Below are 22,654 nucleotides of genomic sequence, written 5' to 3' on the forward strand. Positions count from 1 at the left end.
GACTCCGCGATCACAGCACCCGGCGCAGGAACTGCCGGGTCCGCTCCTCGCGGGGCGAGGTGAAGATCTCGGACGGCGGGCCCTGCTCGAGGATCCGGCCCTGGTCCAGGAAGCAGACGTGGGTCGCGACGTCGCGGGCGAAGTCCATCTCGTGGGTGGCGAGGATCATCGTGGTGCCGGCGGCGGCCTCGGCGCGGACGATCTCGAGCACCTCGCCGACCAGCTCGGGGTCGAGGGCCGCGGTGATCTCGTCCAGCAGCAGCAGCGTCGGCTCGTTGCAGAGGGCGCGGACCAGCGCGGCGCGCTGCTGCTGGCCACCGGAGAGCCGGTCGGGGTGCTTGGCCGCCTGGTCGGCGAGGCCGAACCGCGAGAGCAGCGACATGGCCCGCTCGGCGGCCTCGGCGCGCGAGACGCCGTGGACCTTGCGGGGGGCGAGCGTGCAGTTCTCGAGCACCGTGAGGTGCGGGAACAGGTTGTACGCCTGGAAGACCATCCCGATCCGCGACCGCACCCGACGTGCGTCGACCCGCGGGTCGGAGATCTCCTCGCCCTCGAAGGAGATGACGCCGTCGTCGATGTCCTCCAGCAGGTCGATGCAGCGCAGCAGCGTGGACTTGCCGGACCCGGACGAGCCGATCAGGCAGACGACGTCGTGGTGGTCGATCGTCAGCGAGACGTCGTCGAGGACCACCTTGTCCCCGTAGGCCTTCCGCACCCCGGACAGCGACAGCAGGCTCACAGCGCCCCCGCGAACTCGCGCCGCCGCGCGCGGGCCGCCAGCCAGTCGGTGAGCCGGGCCAGCGGGATCGTCATCGCGATGAAGAAGCACGACACGACGACGTACGGCGTGTAGTTGAAGTTGTAGTTGCCGTAGTCGCGGGCGACGAAGACGGCCTCGAAGACGCCCACGACCGACGCGAGCGCGGTGTCCTTCTGCAGCGAGACGAAGTCGTTGAGCAGCGGCGGTACGACGCGGCGCACCGCCTGCGGGACGACGACGTGTCGCAGGGTCTGGCCGCGTGACAGTCCCAGCGCGATCGCGCTCGCCCACTGCGACGGGTGGACCGACTCCATGCCGGCGCGGAAGACCTCGGCGACGTAGGCGCTGTAGGACACGATCAGCGCGACGGTGGCCCAGAAGAACGCGCTGATCGGCAGACCCTGCAGCCCCAGGCTCGGCATGCCGAACCCGAGCAGCAGCACCAGCAGGATCGTCGGGATGCCGCGGATCACGTCGGTGTAGACGACCGCGACCAGCCGGACCGGGGTCAGCCACGGGGACCGGCTCACCCGCGCCATGGCGATCAGCATCGCGATCACCAGGATGAACGCCTCGGCGATGAGGAACATCTTGACGTTCAGCCAGATCGCGCCCCAGATGTCCGGGAGCACCGCCCGCGCGTGGAAGCCGTTGAAGAACGCCTCGTGCACCCGCGGCCAGCCGGGCGAGCTGGTGAGGCCGACGACGACCAGGGCGAAGACCACGACCGTCATCAGCGTCGCGATCGCGGCCGACCGCGCGCGCAGCCGACTGCGGACCCGCCGGCGGTCGAGCTCGTGCCGGCTGGGTGACCACTGGCTCACTGCAGCGTCGGGACGTCGACCACGTCGGAGAGCCACTGCTGCTCGATCTGGGCGAGCGTGCCGTCGTCGCGCAGGGCCCCCAGCGCGGCGTTCACGCAGGGAACCAGCTCGCTGCCCTTCTCGAACAGCATGCCGAACTCCTCCTGCTGCCCGGTCTCCGGCTGGAACTGCCCGATGATCGTGCTCTTGGGGATCTCCACCGCGCTGATGTAGAACGCCGTCGGCAGGTCGGCGAGGATCGCGTCGACCTGGCCGTTCTCCAGCGCGGACTTGGCGGCGTTCGTGTCCTCGAAGACGGCCGGGTCGGAGTCGGGCTGGATGACGTCGCGGATCGCGGTCAGTGAGGTCGTGCCGGTCTGCGCTCCGAGCTTGAGCCCCTTCAGGTCGGAGAGGCTCGAGGCCTCCGCCCCCGCCGTGCCCTTGAGCGCGATGACGGCCTGGGCCGCCTGGTAGTACCCGTCGGAGAAGTCCACGACCTTCGCGCGCGCGGGCGTGATCGAGATCTGGTTGATGTCGAAGTCGAAGTCCTTGGGGCCCGGGGCGTAGGACTTGTTGAAGGGCACCTTGACCCAGGTGACCTGGTCCTTGCTGAACCCGAGCTGCTCGGCCACGGCGTACGCCACCGCCGACTCGTAGCCCTTACCGTTGGTGGGGTCGTTGCCGGAGAACCACGGCTCGTACGCCGGCGAGTCGGTGCCCACCGTCAGCTGGCCGGGCGTCCGCACCGGCAGCGAGTCGGTCGCGCACTGGTCGGCGGACGGCGAGCCGCCCGACGTGTCGGCCGCGGTGGTCGAGCCGCCGTCGGACGCGGGGGCGCAGGCCACGGCGGCGAGAAGCAGGGGCACGGCGGCAACCGCCAGGGATCCACGCAGACGCATGGCGGCAGCCTAGGGCTCCGCGCGGGCACACGTACCGTGATCCCATGCGCGGTGTGCTCACCGTCTCACTCGCCACGGTGCTGGCGATGGGAACCGCCTGCACCGACGAGCCGGCCGGCCGTTCCGGCCCACCGCCACCGGTGCAGACCACCCGGCCGGCGCCGACCAGCGCGGCGCCCACCCTCACCCTGCGGGAGTTCGACGCGGACCGGGCGATGGCCACCGTGCGGGTGCTCGCCGGCCGGCTGGGACCACGCCTCGCGACCGCGCCGGCGTACGCCGCGGCGGCGGACCTGCTCGCGCCCCGACTCGTCCGCGCCGGCTACGAGGTGCGGACCCAGCGCTTCCCGGTCCCGGCCGGCGACTCCTGGGGCGTGCCGGTCGACGCCGGGACGTCGTTCAACGTCGTGGCCGAGCCGCCCGGCTTCGACGCCGGCGCGCCGCACGTCGTCGTCGGCGCCCACCTCGACACCGTCGCGGTCGCGCCCGGGGCCGAGGACAACGCGTCCGGCGTCGCGGTCGTGCTGGAGCTGGCGCGGGTGCTGGCCGGCGAGCCGCCGGTGGTGCTGGTGCTGTTCGGCGGCGAGGAGCCGCGCGGGCCGGGCGACCTGCACCACTTCGGCTCGAAGCGGTACGTCGAGGACGCCGGCGACGTCGTCGCGATGGTCGCCCTCGACCGGGTGGGCGTGGGCGACCGGGTGCCGCTCGGCTCCATCACCGGCGGGCCGACGGACGTGCGAGACGAGCTGGCCGGCGTCGCCCGGCGGCTCGACATCCCCACGACCGTCGGGACGAACGACGCCAGCGACCACGAGTCGTTCGCCGACGCGGGCCTGCCCGCGGCGCGGGTCGGGAGCACGCCGTACGCCGCCTACCACTCCGCCGCCGACGTCCCGTCCGTCGTCGACCGGGACCAGCTGGCCAGGGTCGGCCGGCTGCTCACCGCGTGGCTGCGAGGCCGCTGAACTCCCAGAACAGGTCGAAGGTGTGCGCCGCCGAGGAGTACGGCACGACCCGCGGCGCGAAGGCGGGGTCGATCCGGTACGGCACGAAGTCCGCGGCCACCAGCCGGGTCCCCCAGAACGTCGCCTCGAGCATCAGCCCCTCCTGGGTCTCGGGCATGAAGTCCATGTCGAAGACGAAGTTGCCGAGCGAGTTCACGACCAGCGCGTCGCCCACCATCGACGCGCCCTGCACCCAGTGCGGGTGGCCGCCGACGACGAGGTCGGCGCCGGCCCGGACCAGCGCCCGCGCCACCACGCCCTGCACGGGCTCGGGCCGGTTCGTGTACTGCGTGCCCCAGTGCGGCATCACCACGACGACGTCCGCGCGCCGCGCCAGGCGTCGTACGTCGGACAGGACCCGGCCGAGCTCCGCACGGTCGAGCGGGCCGGTGCGCGGCGGCATGCTCACCGACACCGCCCCGGGCTGCCGCGGACCGGCGGCCGGCGTCTCGCCGATCGCGTTGAAGCCGAGGAACCCGAACCGGATCCCGTGCCGGGCCACCCCCACCGGCTGCCGCGCGGCCGCGAGGTCCGGGCCGGCGCCGAACGCCGGCAGCCGGGCCCGGTGGAGCAGCCGCACGGTCTCGACCAGCGCCCGGTCGCCGTAGTCGCCGACGTGGTTGTTGGCCAGGGAGAGCGCGTCGAAGCCCGCGTGCCGCAGCTCGCCGCGCACCGACGGCGGCGCGTGGAACGCGTCGTCCTGGGTCGGCGCGCCGTCGTCGGACAGCGTGCTCTCCAGGTTGCCGACGGTGATGTCCGCGGCCGCCAGCCGCTGCGCGGTCGGCCCCAGGGCCGGGCGGCCCGTCACGCCGCGGCCGAGCATGATGTCGCCGACGACGGTCATCGTGGTGACCGGCGGGTGGTCCGGCCCCTCGACCTGGAGCGGGTAGTCGTCGGGGTCGCGCAGCGGGTCGACGCCGGCCACGGTGATCGCGCGCACCGACGGCTCCATCGCGTCGGCCACCACCAGCGCGATGGTGTTCATCGGCAGGTGCCGGAGCGTGTCGGTGCGATCGATCACCCGCAGCGGCGCGGCCGGCTGGCCGAGGTCGCGCCAGTTCGTGATCGTCCCGTCCCGGATCCACCCGGCGACCGCCTTCCCGACGTCGATCGGCGGGCGCCGGGCGTTGATCGCCAGCACGAGCGGCCGCGTGGTGATCTCGACCGCCTCGGTGGCCCGGGTCGGCGCGGGCGTGGGCGGGGGCGGGTCCGGCCGCTCGTCGGCCGGGGTGCAGGCGGCCACCAGCAACGCCACGCCGAGCGCCGCGAGCCACCTCATCCCCACACGCTAGACGCAGTCGGTTGAATGGGCTCGTGATCCGCGACCTCACCGACGACCAGGCCCGCGCCGCGCTCCCCCTGAAGTGGGACGTCGAGCCCGGGGTGATCCCGGCCTGGGTCGCCGAGATGGACTTCCGGCTCGCCGAGCCGATCGAGGAAGCGCTGGTCCGGGCGATCCGCCGCGGTGCGGTCGGCTACCCGCCCCACCACGACGGCGTCGGTACGGCGTTCGCCGGGTTCGCCGACCGGCACTGGGCCTGGGAGATGCCGGCCGAGGCCTCGGTCCCGGCCGGCGGGGTGATGAGCGGCATCCGGCTCGCGCTCGAGGCGCTCTGCCCGCCCGGCTCCGTCGTGGTGCCGCAGCCCTGCTACCCGCCGTTCCGCGACGTGGTGGCGGTGACCGGCCGCGGGCTGGTGACCGTCGACCTGGACCCGGACGCCGAGGCGGCGACCATGGACCTCGACGCGATCGAGTCGGCGTTCGCCGCGGGCGCGCGCACGTTCCTGCTCAGCAACCCGCACAACCCGCTCGGCCGGGTCTGGACCCGCGAGGAGCTCGAGGCGCTCGCCGGCGTCGCGGCCCGGCACGGCGTCCGCGTCGTCTCCGACGAGATCCACGCCCCGCTGACGCTGCCGGGCGCGACGTTCACGCCGTACCTCACCGTCGACGAGACCGCGGTCGCGGTGACCAGCCCGTCGAAGACGTTCAACATGCCCGGCGTCCACGGCGCCCAGCTGGTGATCCTCGACCCGGAGCTGCGGGCGCGCGCGGCGGCGCTGCCGATCCCCGCGCAGAACAGCTGGTCGTCGCTCGGCGTGGTGGCCGGCGAGGTTGCGTGGCGCGACTGCGACGCGTGGCTCGCCGCGCTGGTCGACCGGCTCGCCGACAACCGCGCGCTGCTCGCCGACCTGCTCGCGGCCCACCTGCCGAAGGCCCGGATGCGGCCGCTCGAGGCGACGTACCTGGCCTGGCTCGACCTGCGTGCGTACGGCGTCGCCGATCCCGCCGCGGCGGCGCTGCGGCACGGGCTGCGGCCGGCGCCCGGGTCGGACTACCAGCCCGGCCTGGACGGGCACCTGCGGCTCAACCTCGCCACGAATGCCACCAGGCTTTCCGAGGGCGTTCGCCGCCTGGCCGCCGCGCTGTCATCTGCCGACGCCTGACTGGAGGCCGTGAGAGTCACGGTCGTCGGATGCGGATACCTCGGCGCGACCCATGCGGCCGCGATGGCCGAGCTCGGGTACGACGTGCTCGGGGTCGAGATCGACCACGCGAAGCGTGAGTCGCTCGCCGCGGGCAAGGTCCCGTTCTACGAGCCCGGGCTCGGGGACCTGCTCGCCGACCACGTCGCGGCCGGGCGGCTGCGGTTCACCAACTCCTTCGAGGAGGCCGGCGCGTTCGGCGACGTCCACTTCGTCTGCGTCGGCACGCCCCAGCGGCCCGACGGGCTCGGCGCCGACGTCCGGTACGTCGACGCGGCCGTCGCGTCGTTGGCGCCGCACCTGCGGGAGGGGGCGCTGGTCGTGGGCAAGTCCACCGTGCCGGTCGGCACCGCCGCGCGGCTGGCGGCGACGCTGCCGGCCGGCACCGAGCTGGCGTGGAACCCCGAGTTCCTCCGGGAAGGCCACGCCGTCCAGGACACGTTGCGCCCGGACCGCCTGGTCCTCGGCGTCGCCTCCGAGCGGGCCGAGCGCGTGCTGCGGGACTGCTACGCCCCGGTGGTCGCCGCCGGCACGCCGGTCGTCGTCACCGACTTCGCCACCGCCGAGCTGGTGAAGGTGTCCGCGAACGCCTTCCTGGCCACGAAGATCTCGTTCATCAACGCGGTCGCCGAGGTGTGCGAGGCCGCGGGAGCCGACGTGGTCGCCCTCGCCGACGCGATCGGTCACGACGACCGGATCGGCCGGAAGTTCCTCAACGCCGGCGTGGGCTTCGGCGGCGGCTGCCTGCCCAAGGACATCCGCGCGTTCCTGAGCCGGGCCGGCGAGCTCGGCGTCGAGGACACGATGTCCTTCCTCCGGCAGGTCGACGACATCAACCTGCGCCAGCGCACCCGGGTCGTGCAGATCGCGACCACGATGCTCGGCGGCAGCGTCGCGCGGTCGCGGATCGCCGTCTGGGGCGCGTCGTTCAAGCCGCACAGCGACGACGTCCGCGACTCCCCTGCGCTCTCGATCGCCGGCCAGCTGCACCTGCGCGGCGCGATGGTGTCCGTCTTCGACCCGCAGGCGATGGAGCCCGCGCGCGCGGTGTTCCCGACCCTCGACTACGCCGAGACCGCGCTGGCGGCCGCGCGCGACGCGGACCTGCTGCTGCACCTGACCGAGTGGCCGGAGTTCCGCGAGGTCGACCTCGACGTGCTCGGCTCCGTCGTCCGCCGCAGGCAGGTGGTCGACGGCCGCAACAGGCTCGACGCGGACACCTGGCGCGGTGCGGGCTGGACGGTCCGGGCGCTCGGGCGGTCCTAGACCCCCGCCTACACCTCGAGCCGGCCGAGCCGCCGCACCAGCGGCCGCTCCGCGTGCGGCAGCCAGGTGCGGGTGATGTGGTCGACGACGTGCACGCCGGGCGGCGCCTCGATGCGCTGCAGGCCCTCGACCTCCTCGCCGCGGCCCGCCGTCAGCGCGCTGTAGACCTCCCACTCGCGGCGCTTGCGCGGCGCCCGCGTGGAGTCCTCGAACGACGTGTGGCTCCAGTGCGCGAACTCGTCCGCGTCCAGCCACTTCAGCTCGACGCAGAGGCCCTCGGGGAGGATCAGCCGCTCGGCGGTGCTCGGGAACTCGCGCACCTCCCACTCGAAGGCCTTCACGAAGGTGTACTCGGGCCCCATCGGGTAGATCCACGGCTCGAGGAACCGGAAGCCCAGGTCGATCCACGCCACCGACTCGCTCTCGATGGAGACCGGGTGCCGCGGCACCAGGACCACTGCACCCGAGCCCTCGAGCTGCCAGGACAGGTCGGCCAGCGCCGCCACGCCCTCGCGGGTCAGCACCATGTCGCCGTCCCACTTCATCGAGTACGACGTGCGCACCTGCGAGAAGGACCAGTTGTAGAAGTGGGTGAGCGAGTGCACCGAGTCCGGCGGCGTGGCCAGGTGCTCGGGGCCCGCGCGGCTCACCCGGAAGGGGTACGACGTCAGCGTGAACCGCTCGGCGGCCCCGCACTCCTCCGCGACCCGCTGCGCGATCTCGGGCGTGCCGTCGTCCGAGCCGTTGTCGACCAGCACGACGTGCTGGACCGCCTCGAGCATCGGCGGCAGCACCCAGGGCAGGTTGCGCGCCTCGTTCTTGACGCGGAACACGCAGGTCAGGCCGGGCTCCAGGCGCCCGGTCGTCCAGGGCCAGGTGACGTCGTACGCCGTCTCGCCCTCGCGGTTGGCGATGCCGCCGGGGTGTTCCGCCATCGGCTCAGCGCTCCCGGCCGAGAGCCTTGCGCAGCCCGCGCCGGACGCTGCCGGGCACCAGCTTGCGGACGCCGTGCGGCACCCGGTCCACGCCGTGGCGCACCGCCGGCTCCGGCTGCTGGGCCAGGCCCTCGCGGCGCGCGGCGAGCGCGGTGGAGTGGGCCATCGCCTCGGCCTCGCCGTACAGCTCGGAGTACGCCGCGCGCAGCTGGTCGAGCACCTCGTGCACCGCGGGCACGTCACCGCCCTCGTCGGCGAGGCGGTCGAGGTGCTGCCAGCTCTCCTCGGCGATCTCGCGGAGCCGGTCCGGGACCTCCACGTCGTCCCAGGTGAGCTGCACCCGGCGCAGCGTCGGGTCGATGAACTGGTGCACGCGGCGGACGTCGTTCGCGGTCGCGGACTTCACCGCGTCCAGGTCGAAGGCCTGCCCGATCGCGAACACCGGGACGGTCCAGTCCTTCAGCATGTCGGCGTACCGGACGAAGCGGCGCGCCGAACCCCGGGTGGAGCGCTCGGTGTGCAGCATCATGTTCACCCACGCGGCGGTGCGCTGCACCTCGCCGGCCGATCTCTGGGCGGCGTAGTACCGCTGCTTGCTGCCGACGACCTCGGTCACCGGCCGCAGCATCGTCACGTACGCCGGCGTCGCGTCGCACCGCAGGGCGGCGGCGCGCCAGAGGCCGAGGAACCAGGCCAGCCTCGGGTCCTTGACGACCAGCTCGGGGCCGCCCTCGACGAACTGCTGCTCCAGCCAGTCGTGCAGCCGCTCGCGCAGCGGCTCGAACGCGGCGAGCTTGCCGGACTCGAACCACGCCGACGGCCGGGCGTCGGACACCTGGACGTTGCAGCGCCTGAGCAGCTCGTCGTGGAAGTCGACCACCCACTGCGGCTCGCCGAAGCCCTTGGGGTTGGTCTCGTCGGCGGCCACCTCCGGCTGCGGCACGTGCATGCCGAGCGTCCGGAGGGCGCCGGCCATCGTGCTCGTGCCGCTGCGCCCGGAGCCGACCACGAACACCACGCGGCGCTCGACCGGGATGGCCTCGGACAGGGGCGTCGGCTGTGCCTCGGGGGTCGGCATGGCCGACAGGCTAGTTGGAGGTCGCTCAGCCGAGTGACCTGGTCTGCGCGGCGACCACGTCCCCGAACCAGTCGAACGACCGCTTCGGCGTTCGTGCCAGCGTGTCGTAGTCGACGTGCACGAGCCCGAACCGCTGCGTGTACCCCTCGGCCCACTCGAAGTTGTCCAGCAGCGACCACGTGTAGTAGCCGCGGACGTCGACGCCGCGCTGCACGGCCGTCGCGACCGCGCGCAGGTGCGCGTCGAGGTAGTCGATGCGCGGCTGGTCGTCCACGACGCCGTCCTCGTCCGGGCCCATGTTGTAGGCGCAGCCGGACTCGGTGACGTAGATCGGGGGCAGCGCGGCGCGGTAGCGGGCGCGCAGCAGGATCAGCAGCTCCCGCAGCGCGTCCGGCACCACCGGCCAGCCGAAGTCGGTCGTCGGGTAGCCGAGCAGCTCCCGGAACTCGAACGGCATCTCGGCGTCCGCGCGGGCGGCGCCGATCTTGAACGGGTTGTAGTAGTTGAGGCCGTAGAAGTCGAGCGGCTGCCGGATCGTCGCCAGGTCGCCGTCGCGGACGATCCCGTCGAGCAGCGGCTGGAGGTCCGCCGGGTAGCGCCCGAGCAGCATCGGCTCGGCGAACATGCCGTTCCAGAGTGCGTCGAAGAGCTTCGACGCGCCCACGTCCGCCTCGTCGTCGGAGGCCGGCCACATCGGCGCGTGGTTGTTGGCGCAGCCGACCGACGTGGCCCCGGCGGCCCGCAGCGCGATCGCGGCCCGGCCGTGGCCGAGCAGCAGGTGGTGGGCGACCGGCATCGAGTCGAACATCAGCGTCTTGCCCGGCGCGTGCAGCCCGATCGCGTAGCCCATGATCATCACGACGTTGGGCTCGTTGACGGGGATCCAGTGCTCGACCCGGTCGGCGAACCGCTCGCCCAGGATGGCGGCGTAGTCGGCGAACCGCTCGACGGTGTCCCGGTTCAGCCAGCCGCCGTCGTCCTCGAGCGCCTGCGGCAGGTCCCAGTGGTAGAGCGTGACCATCGGCTGCACGTCGTTCGCGAGCAGCTCGTCGACGAGCCGGTCGTAGAAGTCCAGGCCCTTCTGGTTGGGCGCCCCCGAGCCGGTGGGCTGGATCCGCGGCCACGACACCGACAGCCGGTAGCCACCGACCCCGAGCCGCTTCATCAGCGCGACGTCCTCGACGTACCGGTGGTAGTGGTCGCACGCCACGTCGCCGGTCGATCCGTCGGCGATCCGGCCCTCCTGGGCGGTGAACGTGTCCCAGATGCTCGGGCCTCTGCCGTCCTCGTGAGCGGCGCCTTCGATCTGGTACGCCGCCGTGCTGGTGCCGAAGCGGAAGCCGGGCGGGAGCTGGGGGAGGGGCACGGGCACAATCATGCAGATGAGCGTCGAGATCCGCCGGGGAACCGAGCGTTACCTCACCCGGGGTGAGGGCTATTTCACCCGGCACTCCTTCGCGTTCGGCGCGCACTACGACCCGGACAACGTCGGCTTCGGCCCGCTGGTCTGCCACGACGACCACCGCCTCAAGGCCGGCGCCGGGTTCCCCGACCACCCGCACCGCGACGTGGAGATCGTCACCTGGGTGCTCAGCGGGTCGCTGTCGCACTCCGACTCCGCCGGCCACTCCGGGGTGGTCCGGCCGGGCGAGCTGCAGGTGCTGTCGGCGGGCTCCGGCGTCACCCATGCGGAGATCGCCGGCCCCGAGGGTCAGGTGCGGTTCGTCCAGGCCTGGCTGACGCCGGACGAGCCGGGTACGCCGCCGGCGTACTCGATCACGCCGGTGGACCTCTCCCCCGGCGAGCTGACCGAGGTGGTCCGCGTCGGCTCGGGCGCCCGCCTGCTCGTCGCCCGGCTGGCGGCCGGCGACACCGTGACGCTGCCGGACGAGCCGCTGCAGCACGTCTTCGTCGCCGGCGGCGCGCTCACCCGCTCCTCGCTGGCGGAGCCCCTCGCCGACGGTGACGCGTTCCGGATCACGGATGACCCGGGCCTCGAGGTCACCGCCGCCGTCCCCACCGAGCTCATGGTCTGGGCCTTCAGCGGCGCCGGAGCACCTTGACCCAGAACCGCATCGCGGTGGTGTCGGTGCCGTCGGTCACGCGCAGCACGACCCGGTAGGTACCGGGCTTGGTGAACGCGTGCTGCACCGACCTGCCGCGGAGCGGGTCGGCGCCACTGATCGACCACGCGTACTGCAGCCGATCGCCGTCGGCGTCCTTCGCCCACGCCCGGAACCGCACCGGCACGCCGACCCGCGGCTTCCCGCCGCGGGCCCGGACCGCCACGTCGGTGATCGTGGGTCCGGCGTTCGGGTCCGGCGTCGCGGTCTCGCTGGGAGTCGGCGTCGCGGTCTCGGTGGGAGTCGGCGACGCGGTCTCCGTCGGGGTGGGCGAGGCGGTCTCCGTCGGGGTCGGCGTCGGCGTCGCGCTCGAGGTCGCGGTCGGCGTCGCGGTGGCGGTCGGCGTCGCGGTGGCCGTCGGCGTCGCGGTCGCGGTCGGCGTGGCCGTCGCCGTCGCCGTGGGCGTGGGCGTCGCGGACGGCGCGCGCTCGGCGCCGACCGTGTAGCCGCACCCGCTGGCGGCGGTGTCGGCGTCGGGCACGACCAGCACCAGCGAGCGCCGGGCGACGATCTGCAGCCCGGACAGCTGCTGGCCGGCGGCGATGCTGCCCGGCAGCGCGAGCTGGCGCCAGGTGGCGGCCGGCAGCGTCACCGAGATCTCGTCCTTGGCCGGGTCGAAGGACCCCGGGAGGCCGCTGGCGAGGGTCTTGCGGGTGGTCTCGAAGGCACCGAGGACGAACGTCTCGCCGTCCTCGAGCGTGCGGGTCGCGCCCAGGTAGTAGTCGCGGCCGCCGAGGGAGAAGTTGTAGTCGAAGTACTCGCCGGTGCCCTCCTGGCCGCCGGGGCTGTCCGCCAGGTCGGAGACCTTCCAGTGGAAGGTCACGTCCGAGGTGACCGGGTCGCTGCTGAACCACGACTCGGTGACGTCCAGGGCGGCGTCGCTGGGCAGCGGCGTCCCCGCGCCGAGCACGCTGGAGGCGTCGCCGGCCGGGTCGGTGAAGCGGCCGTCGGCCGCGCAGGTCGCCTCAGCGACGGGCGCGGCCGTGGCGCCGGAGACCTTCTCGACCGCCGCGAGCAGGTCGACCAGGCCGTGGCCGGCGTCGAACGACGTGCCGGTCGTCGCGTCGGGGTTGCGCGTGTCCGGGACGTAGGTGCGCGACGTCCCGCCGAACTGGTGGGCGGTGTCGACCAGCACGTCCTCGACCTCGGCCGGGGAGAGCAGGCGTCCCAGCGTGCGCTTCGCGACCTGCTGGAGCACGGCGACGTACCCGGCGATGTGCGGGGCGGCCATCGAGGTGCCGCTGATCGTGTTGTAGTTCGGGTCCGCCGTGTCGAGCCCCGTCGAGCAGACCGGCAGGTACGGACGGCAGGCGGAGGTGATGAACGCACCCGGCGCCGAGATGTCCGGGTAGGTGGCGACCGCGGACCGCAGCCCGCGCGACGACGAGGAGTCGAGGGCGTTGTCGCGGCTGCCGGTGCCGCCGTCGTCGTAGTTGGCGACCGAGAGGACGCCGCCGGTCGGGTCGACGGAGTACGGGTTGGTCATGTTGTCGCTGCCGTCGCCGCCGTCGTTGCCCGCCGCCCAGACGACCGTGACACCGGCGGCGACGAGGGCGCGCTGCACGAGCACCTGCGGCGCGTCGGCGCTGAAGTCGCCGCCGCCGCTCGGGCCCCAGGAGTTGTTGACGACCACGATCGGGGGGCAGCTCTGGTCGCCGCACGGGTCGGCGTGGTGCAGCAGCACCCAGTAGAGGCCGGTGGTCCCGCCGTACACGCTCAGGGTCGCGCCGGCGCTGACCGACACGATGTCGGCGCCGGGCGCGCTGCCGCGCAGGTGCCGCCCGGCGGCGTCGGTCACGCGGGAGCCCGCGGCGATGCCGGTGACGTGGGTGCCGTGGCCGCCCAGCGACGGCGTGTCGGTGTCGTTCACCGCGGTCGCGTCGACGGTGCACTCGTCGACGGTCGAGAAGTCGTCGAGGATCCCGACCACGTCGGAGCAGCCGATCTTCACGTTCTTCTTCACCCGGGACGTGCCGTCGGCGGCGGCGAACATCGGGTGGGTGCCGTCGGTGCCCGAGTCGACGATCGCGACCGAGAAGCCGGCGCCGTCGAACCGGTCCAGCACGCCGTCGCCGTCCACGTCCACGGCACCGTCGTGGACCGGTACGGCGCGCGTGGCGTACTGGTCGGTGTCGACGAGGTAGGACACCTTCTCGTCGGCCCAGTCCAGGCGGGTGATGCGCGCGTCGCGGGCCAGCGCTCGGACCTGCGCCGGCGTACCGGTCGCCGTGACGACGCCGATCCGGGAGAGCTCGACACCGGGCCGGAGCCCGTGGGCCCGCGTGGCGCGCTCGACCGCGCCGAGCCGGCCACCGGCCTGGGCCAGGACGCGGACCGGCGTCCCGGCCTCGACGGCGCGCAGGTGCTGCCGGAGCGAGGGCTGCAGGACCGGCCCCTCGTGCCCGACGGCGAGGGCCGCGGAGGAGGTCGAGGGGGTCGCGGCGGCGGGGCCGTTCGCCAGGAGGACGGTGGTCGGGACGGCGACCAGGCTCCCGGCGCAGAGAACGCCGGCGAGCAGGACGGAGATGCGGCTCATCGATCTCACTTCTCGTGGAAGGGGCGGCGCGGGAGCCTGGGTGGCGCTCCCGGCTGGCTCAACGACGACCGCTGGTCCGGGTTAGCCCCCGCCCGCGGCGCTCGGCGCGGGACAGACCACCGCGAGCGCTCCCGGCACGACCTCGACGAGCGCCGGCCGCTGGTTCAGGGAGGGCAGCGGGCCGAGCGGCTCGCCGTCCGCGCCGACCGGGATCGGGGCGCGGGCGGCGCCGCGCAGCTCGACGCGCTTGCCGGACAGCAGCGTCACCTCGGGCAGATCGACGTGGCCGCCGTCGTACACCTGGGGCAGCGACCGCATCAGCGACAGCCGGCCGGCGGCCTCGATCACCACGACGTCGAGCACGCCGTCCTCGACCGAGGCGGGCGGCGCGATCCGCATGCCCTTGCCGTAGTACGCCGAGTTCGCGACCACGACCGTCGCGGCGGCGTACTCGTGCTCGATGCCGTCGACCGCGACCCGGTAGCTCCCGGGCTGGTACGTCGCCAGCGCGCGCAGCGCGGCGTACGGGTACTGGAGCCGGCGCGGCACCCACCGGGCCCGGTCGACGATCTCGGCGGCGCGGGCGTCGACGCCCGCATACACGGACCCGGCGACCAGCCGCCGCTCGCCGCCCAGGCTGATCGCGAGGAGGTCGACCTGCCGCACCCCACCCGACAGCAGGAGCTCCGCCTGCGCCTCGGGGGTCTCGGGCAGGCCGAGCATCCGGGCGAAGTCGTTGCCGCGCCCGGCGGGCAGCACGCCCAGGGTGCCGCCGCGCGCGGCCACCGGCCCGGCGAGCGAGGACAGCATGCCGTCGCCGCCGACCGAGACGACCACGTCGCCGCGGCCCACCGCCTCGTCGACCAGCTCGACCATCGCGTGCGGGCCCGGCGAGTAGGTGACGTCGACGGTCGCCCCCGCCTCGCGCAGCAGCCGCGCGACCGCCACCACCGCCCCCGGCGCCGCTCCGCCGCCGGACGTCGGGTTGACCAGGAACGTAAAGGAGCGGATCACGGGATCATCACCCCCGGGTTGAGGACGCCGGTCGGGTCGAGGTCGGCCTTCACCGCGCGCAGCACCGACACCCCGAGCGGCCCGATCTCCCGGGCGAACCACGGCTTGTGGTCGGTCCCGACGGCGTGGTGGTGGGTGATCGTCGCGCCGGCGTCGATCATCGCGTCGCTCGCGGCCGCCTTGGCGGCCCGCCACTGTGCGAGCGGATCGTCGGCCTCCTTCGCGGCGACCGTGAAGTAGAGCGAGCAGCCGGTCTCGTACACGTGCGAGATGTGGCAGAGCACGAGCGACGGTTCCCCGAGAGCCGCGGTCAGCGCGGCCTTCACGTCGTCGTACAACCGCGTGACGTTCGACCAGAACGTCGCGGTCTCCAGCGTCTCGACCAGCACGCCGGCGTCCAGCATCGAGTCGCGCAGGTACGGCGCGTCGAACCGGCCGTGTGCCCACTTCTCGCCGGCGGCGGTGCCGGCGCCGGTCCCGCCCAGCCCGGCCAGGACCGCAGTGACCGCCGCGCGCTTGGCCTCGACGGCGGCGGGCTCGCCCTCGTAGCCGGTGATCATCAGGCAGGCCTGGCTCGCCTCCGCGCCGATCGCGGCCGGGTCGGCCAGGTTGATCGCGCTCTCGGTCTCGTCGGAGAGCCGCAGCACGGTGGGCAGCAGCCCGGACTGCGCGAGCGTGCGCATCGCCGCGGCCCCGGCCGCGAACGACGGCCACCGCCAGCCCTCGTAGACCTTCACCTCCGGCAGCTTCCGGACCCGCACCGTCACCGCGGTGATCACGCCGAACGCGCCCTCGGAGCCGAGGAACAGCTGGCGCAGGTCGGGGCCGGCGGCGTTCGCGGGCGCGGTGCCCAGGTCGATCCGGCCGCGCGGGGTCGCGACGGTGAGGCCGACGACCAGCGCGTCGAACCGGCCGTAGCCGGCGCTCGACTGGCCGCTGGACCGGGTCGCGGCGAAGCCGCCGATCGACGCGAACTCCCACGACTGCGGGTAGTGGCCGAGCGTCATCCCCTCCGCGGCCAGCAGCGCCTCGGCCTCCGGCCCGCGGAGCCCGGGCTCGAGGACCGCGGTCATCGAGATGTGGTCGACCGACACGAGCCGGTCCATCCGGACCAGGTCGAGGCTCAGCACGCCCGCGTACCCGTCCCGGCGCGCGACCAGGCCGCCGGTCACCGCCGTACCGCCGCCGAACGGCACCACCGCGAGGTGGTGCTCGACCGCGATCGCGAGGACGGCGGCGACCTCGTCGTGGCTGCCCGGGCGGACGACGGCGTCGGGCGCGTCGGTGAGGTCCCCGGCCCGGGCGCGGAGCAGGTCGGGCGTGGACTTGCCGCGGGTGCGCACCCGGCGGGTCTCGTCGTCGGTGCGCACGTTCGCGGGCCCGACGGCCCGCGCGAGCTCCGCCAGCACCGCCGCGTCGATCGCCACGGGAGGGAGGGGCGCCGCGTCCAGGGCGGGCCGGTCGTCGACGCCGAAGACCAGCTCGACCATGCCGCGGGCCCCGTCGGGGAGCGCCTGGGCGCGGGCCGGGTCGCCCCAGCGGGTGGGGTGCATCTCGCCGCTCTGCTGCTGATCCGAAGCCATGCGTTACACTGTGACACATGACGTCACTTCGTCACAACGCCGAGCCTCGGGATGTCTACCTCGACGCCGCGCGTGACTGCATCCTCGACGTCGGCTGGCGCCGCACGACGCTGACCGAGGTCGCCCGCCGCGCCGGGGTGTCGCGGATGACGATCTACCGCACCTGGGCGGACATGCCGCAGCTGCTCGGCGACCTGATGACCCGCGAGTGGGCCGGCGTCGTCGCCGACTCCCTCGCCGAGGAGGACCGGGACGCCCCGACCATCGAGCGCCTGGTCGGCGACATCGTCGGCACCGTGCAGCGGCTGCGCGAGAACGAGCTCTTCGTGCGCATCGTCGACCTCGACCCCGAGCTGATCCTCCCCTACCTCTTCTCCCGCCGCGGCCGGTCGCAGGACGGCATCCTCGAGCTCACCGTCGCCGCGCTGCGCGAGGCCCAGGCCGAGGGCACCGCCCGGGCGGGCAACCCGGTCGCCATGGCCCGGGCGATGCTGCTCGCCGCCCACGGCTTCGTGCTCTCGGCGCACACGATGGTCGACGACGAGGTGTCCCTCGAGGAGCTCGACGCCGAGCTGGTGCTCGCCCTGACGAGGAGCCTCCAGCCGTGACGGCGACCCGGATCCGGGCGGGGCTCGCGGACGCGCCCACGGACGTCGACCTCGTGGTGATCGGCCTGGGCATCACCGGCGCCGGCGTCGCGCTGGACGCGGTCAGCCGCGGCCTGTCGGTGCTCGCGGTCGACGCCCACGACCTCGCGTTCGGCACCTCCCGGTGGTCGTCGAAGATGGTGCACGGCGGCCTGCGCTACCTCGCCAAGGGCCAGGTCGGCGTCGCGCACGAGAGCGCCGTCGAGCGCGGCATCCTGATGGAGGTCACCGCGCCGCACCTGACCCGCCCGATGCCGATGCTGGTCCCGCTCTCGGCCGGCGTGAGCCGCGTCCAGACCGCGTTCACCCGCGGCGGCCTCTGGGCCGGCGACCTGCTCCGGCGCGGCGCGGGCACCGACGCGGAGACCCTGCCCCGGCCGCGGCACCTGAGCGTCACCGAGGCCCTCCGCCTGGTCCCGGCGCTGCGCCGCGACGGCCTGCGCGGGGCGATGGTGGGCTGGGACGGCCAGCTCGAGGACGACGCCCGCCTGGTCGTCACCGTCGCCCGCACCGCCGCGGCGTACGGCGCGCACGTCCGGACCCGGGCCCGCGTGCTGCGGGCGACCGGCACCGGCGTCGAGCTCCGCGACGAGCTGACCGGAGCGACCACCGCCGTCGCCGCGCGCGCCGTCGTCAACGCGACCGGCGTCTGGGCCGACACGCTCGTCGAGGGCATCACCCTGCGCCCCAGCCGCGGCACCCACCTGGTGCTCCGCCAGGACTCGCTGCCCGGACTGACCGTCTCGGTCTTCTGCCCCGTGCCCGGGGAGACGAACCGGTTCGTGATGGTCCTCCCCCAGCCCGACGGCACCGTCTACGCGGGGCTCACCGACGAGCCGGTCGAGGGCGCGGTCCCCGACGTGCCGCAGCCCTCGGAGCCGGAGATCGGGTTCCTGCTCGACGTGGTGTCCGCGGCCTTCACCAAGCAGCTGCACCGCTCCGACGTGGTCGGCGCGTACGCCGGCCTCCGCCCGCTGCTCGACACCGCGGACGGCTCGACCGCCGACCTCTCCCGGCGGCACGCCGTGCTCACCAGCCCCGAGGGCGTGATCACCGTCGTCGGCGGCAAGCTGACGACGTACCGACGGATGGCCGAGGACGCCGTCGACGCGGCGGTCGAGCACGCCCACCTGGACGCCACCGCGTGCCGGACGCGGACCCTACCGCTGCTGGGCGCGGCCTCCCGCGACGAGCTGGCCGCGCTGGAGCTGCCGTCGCGGCTCGTGCGCCGGTTCGGGACCGACGCCGCGCTGGTCCTCGACGACGCGCGCGCGGTCACCGGGCTGTCCGACGACGAGCTGCTCGCGCCCATCGCCGAGCACGTCCCGGTGACGCTCGCCGAGCTGGTCTTCGGCGTCACCCACGAGGGGGCGGTGGACGTCGAGGACCTGCTCGACCGCCGCACCCGCGTCGGCCTGGTGCCGGCCGACCGCGCGCTCGCCGTACCGGCGGCGGAGATTGCTCTCGCGCTGGCGATGAATTAGTCCGTCGACGCCGGTCCACCCAGCAGGCAGACTGAGAGGACCCATGGTGACGACGACAGAGCTCGACGACTTCCCGACGCTGACGCAGCGCTACCAGCGTGAGCTGCTCGCGCACTGCTACCGCATGTCCGGCTCCGTCCACGAGGCCGAGGACCTGGTGCAGGAGACCTTCCTGCGCGCCTGGAAGGCGTCCGCGCACTTCGAGGGCCGGTCGTCGGTGCGCACCTGGCTGTACCGGATCGCCACGAACGTCTGCCTGACGAACCTCGAGGGCCGGCCGCGCCGCCCGCTCCCCGCCGGGCTCGGCACCGCGGACGCGATGGCCGGCGACGCCCTCGAGTCCGACCACGAGATCGCCTGGCTGGAGCCGGTCCCGGACGCCGCGGTCGTCGTCGCGGAGCGGGACTCGATCCGGCTGGCGTTCGTCGCCGCGCTCCAGCACCTGCCCGCCCGCCAGCGGGCGGTGCTGATCCTGCGCGACGTGCTGCGCTGGTCCGCCGCGGAGGTGGCCGAGGCGCTCGACACCACCAGCGCCGCCGTGAACTCCGCCCTCCAGCGCGCGCACGCGCAGCTCGCCGACCGCGGCCTCACCGAGGACACCGTCGAGGCGGACCTGTCGCCGGAGCAGCAGCGGATGCTCGAGCGGTACGTCGACGCGTTCTGGCGCAAGGACGTCGACTCGATCGTCGGGATGCTCACCGCCGAGGCGACGTGGGACATGCCGCCGTTCACGAGCTGGTTCAAGGGCCGGGAGAACATCGGCTGGCTGATCGGCAACGAGTGCCCCGGCGGGGTCCACGACATGCCGATGCTGCCCACGCAGGCGAACGGCCAGCCGGCGTACGGCCTCTACATGCGCACCCCCGGCGGCGACTTCCTGCCGTTCCAGCTCCAGGTGCTCGAGCTGGACGGCGACCGGGTCAAGCACGTGACCGCGTTCTTCGACCAGAGCCTGTTCGAGACCTTCGGCCTGCCGCCCCGGCTCCCGGCCGACCACGTCCCGGGCCCTCGGTGACCGCCACGCTCGGCGGGTCCGTCGAGCTGCTGGAGCGGGCGCTCTGCTACACCCGCGGCCGCCTCGCGCGGGTCGACGACGACCTGCTGGACCGGCCGACCCCGTGCGAGGCCTGGTCGCTCGGCGACCTGCTCGCGCACATGGAGGACGCGCTGGACGCGTTCACCGAGGCCGCCGGCGGCGAGGTCGTGGTGCACGGCGGGACCCGGGCCGAGGGGCGGGTGGCCGCCATCCAGCAGAAGGCGTGCGCGCTGCTCGGCGCCTGGGGCGGACCGTCCCCCGGCGACGTGGTGATCGCGACCACCGCCGGCGGGCTGGACCTGATGAGCAGCGTGCTGGTGTCCACCGCCGCCCTCGAGGTGACGGTGCACGGCTGGGACGTGGGCCGTGCCACGGGTGAGGGCGCCGGGATCCCGGCCGCGCTGGCCCGCGACCTGGTCCCGGTGGCCGAGCGGCTGGTCCGGCCCGAGGACCGCGGGGTCCGGTTCGCCGCGCCGCGACCGGTCCGGCCCGAGGCGGCGGACGACGTGCGGCTGCTCGCCCACCTCGGCCGGACCTGACTGGACCGCTCCCCCGGTTCCGGCATTCCGGGGACTCGCCGCGGTGGCTGTTCCTAGGCTGCTCCCCATGCTGACGCCCCAGGCGGATCTCGCCGAGGCCTCGGTTCGGGACGACGTCCCCAGCCCCCGAGCCACGCTGTCGCGGGGATGCGCGCTGGCTCGGGCCGGGCGGCTCACCGCCGCCCTCGCCGACCTCGACGCGGCTCGCCGGCACGTCCAGCGACTCACCGACCTCGAGCGCGCCGCGCTGTTCACGACCTCCATCGACTGCCGGCTGGCCCGCGGCGAGCTGGCCGCGGCGGCGGCGGACGGCGAGGAGCTCGGCGCCCTGCTCGGTGGCCTCGGCATGACCGGCGCCACCGCGCACTACGGCCGTGCGGAGCTGGCCGCCGCGGCCGGCGAGGCCGAGACCGCCGCCGGACACTACGCCGAGGTCGGCCGGCTGCTCCACGTCGAGGACGTCGACCTGCTCCCGTGGCGCGCGAGCGCCGCCCTCACCGAGGTGCGCCGCGGACACCGGGCCCAGGCCGTCGCCCTCGCCCGCGAGCACCTGGGACTCGCGCGCGAGGTGCACGCGCCGTTCGCCACGGCGCTCGGGCTGCGCACGCTCGCGACCGTCGACGCGCACGCGGACCGGGTCGCCACCCTCCGCGAGGCGCGGGCGGTGCTGGCCACGACGCCGGCCGCGCGGCTCGCCGCGCAGGTCGACACCGACCTGGCCGGCCTGCTGCTGCTGTCCGGTCGTGCCGAGGACGCGCGCGAGGCGCTCGCGCTGCTCCGCTCCGCCGAGGAGTACGTCGGCCGCGAGGAGCAGTGGCCCCTGCAGAGCCGGATCCGGCGGCTCCTGGACCGGCTGGGCGAGCCCGCCCGCCCGGTGCTCGGCGAGGCCCTGCGCGCGCTGACCGCCTCGGAGCGCCGGGTCGCCCGGCTGGCCGCCGACGGGCTGACGAACCGCGAGATCGCGCTCCAGCTGGTCGTGACGGTCAAGGCGGTCGAGTGGCACCTCTCGCACGTCTACCGCAAGCTGGGCATCCGCTCCCGCTCCGGCCTGGCGACCAGCCTCGGCGTCGCCTGACGCCGACTCGGCGCCCGCGCAGGGCGGTCGAGTCGGCGCGAATGCAGGCCCAGGACCGGTCGAGTCGGCGCGAATGCAGGCCCAGGACCGCTCGAGTCGGCGCGAATGCAGGCCCAGGACCGCTCGAGTCGGCGCGAATGCAGGCCCAGGACCGCTCGAGTCGGCGCGAATGCAGGCCCAGGACCGCTCGAGTCGGCGCGAATGCAGGTGTTCACCCTGCATTGGCGCCGACTCGGCACCTCGCCGGCCTGCACTGGCGCCGACTCGGCACCTCGCCGGCCTGCACTGGCGCCGACTCGGCACCCCGCCGGCCTGCACTGGCGCCGACTCGGCACCCCGCCGGCCTGCACTGGCGCCGACTCGGCACCCCGCCGGCCTGCACTGGCGCCGACTCGACGGTCAGAGCCAGCGCAGCCAGGCCCCGTGGCCGTGGGCCAGCGCCACCGCCCGGCCGTCGATGCCGAGCACGAACCCGCGCGCGCCCTCCGGCACGTCGGCGGTCGCGGTGACCTCGGGCAGCACGTTCGGGGCCTCGTTGCTCACCCAGTGGCACGCGCCGTCGGCGACCAGCCCGGACATCATCGCGTGGAAGCGGGCCCGGTCCTCGACCGAGAGGTACGCCGCGACCGCGCTGTGGAACACCACCACGGGCCCGTGCGCCGAGGCCGCCGACACCAGCGCGGGCAGCTCGTCGAGCAGGTCGCCCCGCACGATCGCGGGCGGCTCGGTGCGAGCGATCGACACCGCCCGCTCCAGCCGCTCGCGGCGCTCGTCGTGCTCGGGCCAGACGAGGTGGGACAGCCAGCGCATCGCGTCGTCGTCGGTCACGTCGAGCGGGTTCAGGTCGACCCCGCCGCGCCAGGCGACAGCCGGCACCGACGCCGGCAGCGGCGCCGGGCCGCTGACCCGCGCGCCGAGCACCGGCCCCGAGCCGACGACGCCGGAGCCCCACGAGTACGAGTACCGGTCGGGGAACAGGTTGAGCCCCGCGCTCGCGCCCGCCTCGACCAGGGCGACCGGCTCGTCGGCGAGCAGGGCGAACGCCGGCAGCAGCGTCGCCAGCCGGCCCACCTCGTTGGTCTGCGTCGAGCGGGCCGAGATGGTGGCGACGATCGTCCCGTCGTCGGCCAGCAGCGCGGACCGGAAGGCGTCGTACGGACCCGGGGCGGGCACGCCGTGCCACCGGGCCGCGGCGAGCACCAGGTTCGGCTGTCTCTTCGCCGGCGGCAGCCGGTCCAGCCAGGCCAGCAGCTCCTCGTCCGCGGCGGCCCGGGTGCACCAGTCGTCGTAGCACGGCGAGTAGTCGCGCGCGTCGAGCGCGAAGTCCCGGTACTGCTCCGCGGTGTCGGCCGTCAGGTCCACCACACCATTCTCGATTCCCGCCCGCT

General features: G+C 74.4%; 20 protein-coding genes. 9 read left to right on the plus strand and 11 right to left on the minus strand.

What is annotated here, in order from left to right; all coding sequences use genetic code 11:
- Positions 1–10: 10 nt before the first annotated feature.
- From ABD086_RS21020 to ABD086_RS21030, 3 genes are read right to left on the minus strand one after another with little or no spacing between them, the layout of a single operon-like run.
- A complete protein-coding gene (locus ABD086_RS21020; protein WP_343909854.1) occupies positions 11–739 on the minus strand; it encodes an amino acid ABC transporter ATP-binding protein in 729 nt (242 codons plus the stop codon).
- Complete coding sequence (locus ABD086_RS21025; RefSeq protein ID WP_343909856.1) at positions 736–1,584, minus strand: amino acid ABC transporter permease; 849 nt, start codon at positions 1,582–1,584, stop codon at positions 736–738. Before ABD086_RS21025 ends, ABD086_RS21020 begins: the two co-directional genes overlap by 4 nt.
- Positions 1,581–2,462 (minus strand): ABC transporter substrate-binding protein, encoded by an 882-nt coding sequence (locus ABD086_RS21030; RefSeq protein WP_343909858.1) that lies wholly within the window; start codon positions 2,460–2,462, stop codon positions 1,581–1,583. The genes ABD086_RS21025 and ABD086_RS21030 overlap by 4 nt, the downstream gene beginning before the upstream one ends.
- A gap of 44 nt (positions 2,463–2,506) precedes the next feature.
- Here ABD086_RS21030 and ABD086_RS21035 point away from each other — a divergent pair, with 44 nt between their 5' ends.
- Positions 2,507–3,427 (plus strand): M28 family metallopeptidase, encoded by a 921-nt coding sequence (locus tag ABD086_RS21035; RefSeq protein ID WP_343909860.1) that lies wholly within the window; start codon positions 2,507–2,509, stop codon positions 3,425–3,427.
- Here the strand turns inward: ABD086_RS21035 and ABD086_RS21040 are convergent.
- Entirely contained in the window at positions 3,402–4,745 is a 1,344-nt protein-coding gene (locus ABD086_RS21040; RefSeq protein ID WP_343909862.1) for a CapA family protein, read from the minus strand. The genes ABD086_RS21035 and ABD086_RS21040 overlap by 26 nt on opposite strands.
- Positions 4,746–4,780: 35 nt before the next feature.
- Between ABD086_RS21040 and ABD086_RS21045 the strand changes: the two genes are divergently transcribed.
- The gene (locus tag ABD086_RS21045; RefSeq protein WP_343909864.1) at positions 4,781–5,911 is read left to right on the plus strand and encodes a MalY/PatB family protein; all 1,131 of its coding nucleotides are present in this window, start codon (positions 4,781–4,783) and stop codon (positions 5,909–5,911) included.
- Positions 5,912–7,216, plus strand: a complete 1,305-nt coding sequence (locus ABD086_RS21050) for a UDP-glucose dehydrogenase family protein (protein ID WP_343910001.1) — start codon at positions 5,912–5,914, stop codon at positions 7,214–7,216.
- A gap of 8 nt (positions 7,217–7,224) precedes the next feature.
- Here the strand turns inward: ABD086_RS21050 and ABD086_RS21055 are convergent, their stop codons facing one another.
- The 3 genes from ABD086_RS21055 to ABD086_RS21065 are packed head-to-tail and all read right to left on the minus strand — an operon-like array spanning position 7,225 to position 10,595.
- Entirely contained in the window at positions 7,225–8,151 is a 927-nt protein-coding gene (locus tag ABD086_RS21055) for a hypothetical protein (protein ID WP_343909866.1), read from the minus strand.
- A 4-nt stretch (positions 8,152–8,155) separates the two neighbouring features.
- Positions 8,156–9,229, minus strand: a complete 1,074-nt coding sequence (locus tag ABD086_RS21060) for a sulfotransferase family protein (protein WP_343909867.1) — start codon at positions 9,227–9,229, stop codon at positions 8,156–8,158.
- Positions 9,230–9,254: 25 nt separating this feature from the next.
- A complete protein-coding gene (locus tag ABD086_RS21065; protein WP_343909868.1) occupies positions 9,255–10,595 on the minus strand; it encodes a GH1 family beta-glucosidase in 1,341 nt (446 codons plus the stop codon).
- A 16-nt stretch (positions 10,596–10,611) separates the two neighbouring features.
- Here ABD086_RS21065 and ABD086_RS21070 point away from each other — a divergent pair, with 16 nt between their 5' ends.
- Entirely contained in the window at positions 10,612–11,292 is a 681-nt protein-coding gene (locus ABD086_RS21070; protein ID WP_343909870.1) for a pirin family protein, read from the plus strand.
- On the opposite strand, the gene ABD086_RS21075 is transcribed toward ABD086_RS21070, so the two are convergent.
- The 3 genes from ABD086_RS21075 to ABD086_RS21085 all read right to left on the minus strand — a co-directional run bounded on the left by ABD086_RS21075 (position 11,270) and on the right by ABD086_RS21085 (position 16,485).
- Positions 11,270–13,888 (minus strand): S8 family serine peptidase, encoded by a 2,619-nt coding sequence (locus tag ABD086_RS21075; protein WP_343909872.1) that lies wholly within the window; start codon positions 13,886–13,888, stop codon positions 11,270–11,272. The two genes, ABD086_RS21070 and ABD086_RS21075, sit on opposite strands and share 23 nt — an antisense overlap.
- 81 nt (positions 13,889–13,969) lie before the next feature.
- On the minus strand, positions 13,970–14,902 hold the full coding sequence (locus ABD086_RS21080; RefSeq protein WP_343909874.1) for a diacylglycerol/lipid kinase family protein: 933 nt from the start codon (positions 14,900–14,902) through the stop codon (positions 13,970–13,972).
- The gene (locus ABD086_RS21085; RefSeq protein ID WP_343909875.1) at positions 14,899–16,485 is read right to left on the minus strand and encodes an FAD-binding oxidoreductase; all 1,587 of its coding nucleotides are present in this window, start codon (positions 16,483–16,485) and stop codon (positions 14,899–14,901) included. Before ABD086_RS21085 ends, ABD086_RS21080 begins: the two co-directional genes overlap by 4 nt.
- A 17-nt stretch (positions 16,486–16,502) precedes the next feature.
- On the opposite strand from ABD086_RS21085, the gene ABD086_RS21090 reads away from it, so the two are divergent.
- The 5 genes from ABD086_RS21090 (at position 16,503) to ABD086_RS21110 (ending at position 21,266) form a co-directional block, all read left to right on the plus strand.
- The gene (locus ABD086_RS21090) at positions 16,503–17,093 is read left to right on the plus strand and encodes a TetR/AcrR family transcriptional regulator (protein ID WP_343909877.1); all 591 of its coding nucleotides are present in this window, start codon (positions 16,503–16,505) and stop codon (positions 17,091–17,093) included.
- Positions 17,090–18,616, plus strand: a complete 1,527-nt coding sequence (locus ABD086_RS21095) for a glycerol-3-phosphate dehydrogenase/oxidase (RefSeq protein WP_343909879.1) — start codon at positions 17,090–17,092, stop codon at positions 18,614–18,616. The genes ABD086_RS21090 and ABD086_RS21095 overlap by 4 nt, the downstream gene beginning before the upstream one ends.
- 46 nt (positions 18,617–18,662) lie before the next feature.
- Positions 18,663–19,631, plus strand: coding sequence for a sigma-70 family RNA polymerase sigma factor (locus ABD086_RS21100; protein WP_343909881.1), 969 nt, complete (start codon positions 18,663–18,665; stop codon positions 19,629–19,631).
- Positions 19,628–20,191, plus strand: coding sequence for a TIGR03086 family metal-binding protein (locus ABD086_RS21105; RefSeq protein ID WP_343909883.1), 564 nt, complete (start codon positions 19,628–19,630; stop codon positions 20,189–20,191). The genes ABD086_RS21100 and ABD086_RS21105 overlap by 4 nt, the downstream gene beginning before the upstream one ends.
- 67 nt (positions 20,192–20,258) lie before the next feature.
- Positions 20,259–21,266 (plus strand): LuxR C-terminal-related transcriptional regulator, encoded by a 1,008-nt coding sequence (locus ABD086_RS21110; RefSeq protein ID WP_343909885.1) that lies wholly within the window; start codon positions 20,259–20,261, stop codon positions 21,264–21,266.
- A 399-nt stretch (positions 21,267–21,665) separates the two neighbouring features.
- Here ABD086_RS21110 and ABD086_RS21115 read toward each other — a convergent pair whose 3' ends face one another.
- Positions 21,666–22,628 carry a DUF2332 domain-containing protein gene (locus ABD086_RS21115; protein ID WP_343909887.1) on the minus strand — a complete coding sequence of 321 codons (963 nt, stop codon included), beginning with the start codon at positions 22,626–22,628 and terminating at the stop codon, positions 21,666–21,668.
- Positions 22,629–22,654: the final 26 nt, after the last annotated feature.

It is taken from the genome of Nocardioides aquiterrae (assembly GCF_039526625.1).
Classification (GTDB): Bacteria; Actinomycetota; Actinomycetes; order Propionibacteriales; family Nocardioidaceae; genus Nocardioides; species Nocardioides aquiterrae.

What these genes read in the sequence shown, in the direction of transcription:
- ABD086_RS21030 (WP_343909858.1), bottom strand. Translation starts at nt 2,462, where the DNA reads ATGCGTCTGCGTGGATCCCTGGCGGTTGCCGCCGTGCCCCTGCTTCTC.
- ABD086_RS21035 (WP_343909860.1), top strand. Translation starts at nt 2,507, where the DNA reads ATGCGCGGTGTGCTCACCGTCTCACTCGCCACGGTGCTGGCGATGGGA.
- ABD086_RS21040 (WP_343909862.1), bottom strand. Translation starts at nt 4,745, where the DNA reads ATGAGGTGGCTCGCGGCGCTCGGCGTGGCGTTGCTGGTGGCCGCCTGC.
- ABD086_RS21055 (WP_343909866.1), bottom strand. Translation starts at nt 8,151, where the DNA reads ATGGCGGAACACCCCGGCGGCATCGCCAACCGCGAGGGCGAGACGGCG.
- ABD086_RS21060 (WP_343909867.1), bottom strand. Translation starts at nt 9,229, where the DNA reads ATGCCGACCCCCGAGGCACAGCCGACGCCCCTGTCCGAGGCCATCCCG.
- ABD086_RS21070 (WP_343909870.1), top strand. Translation starts at nt 10,612, where the DNA reads ATGAGCGTCGAGATCCGCCGGGGAACCGAGCGTTACCTCACCCGGGGT.
- ABD086_RS21075 (WP_343909872.1), bottom strand. Translation starts at nt 13,888, where the DNA reads ATGAGCCGCATCTCCGTCCTGCTCGCCGGCGTTCTCTGCGCCGGGAGC.
- ABD086_RS21085 (WP_343909875.1), bottom strand. Translation starts at nt 16,485, where the DNA reads ATGGCTTCGGATCAGCAGCAGAGCGGCGAGATGCACCCCACCCGCTGG.
- ABD086_RS21090 (WP_343909877.1), top strand. Translation starts at nt 16,503, where the DNA reads ATGACGTCACTTCGTCACAACGCCGAGCCTCGGGATGTCTACCTCGAC.
- ABD086_RS21110 (WP_343909885.1), top strand. Translation starts at nt 20,259, where the DNA reads ATGCTGACGCCCCAGGCGGATCTCGCCGAGGCCTCGGTTCGGGACGAC.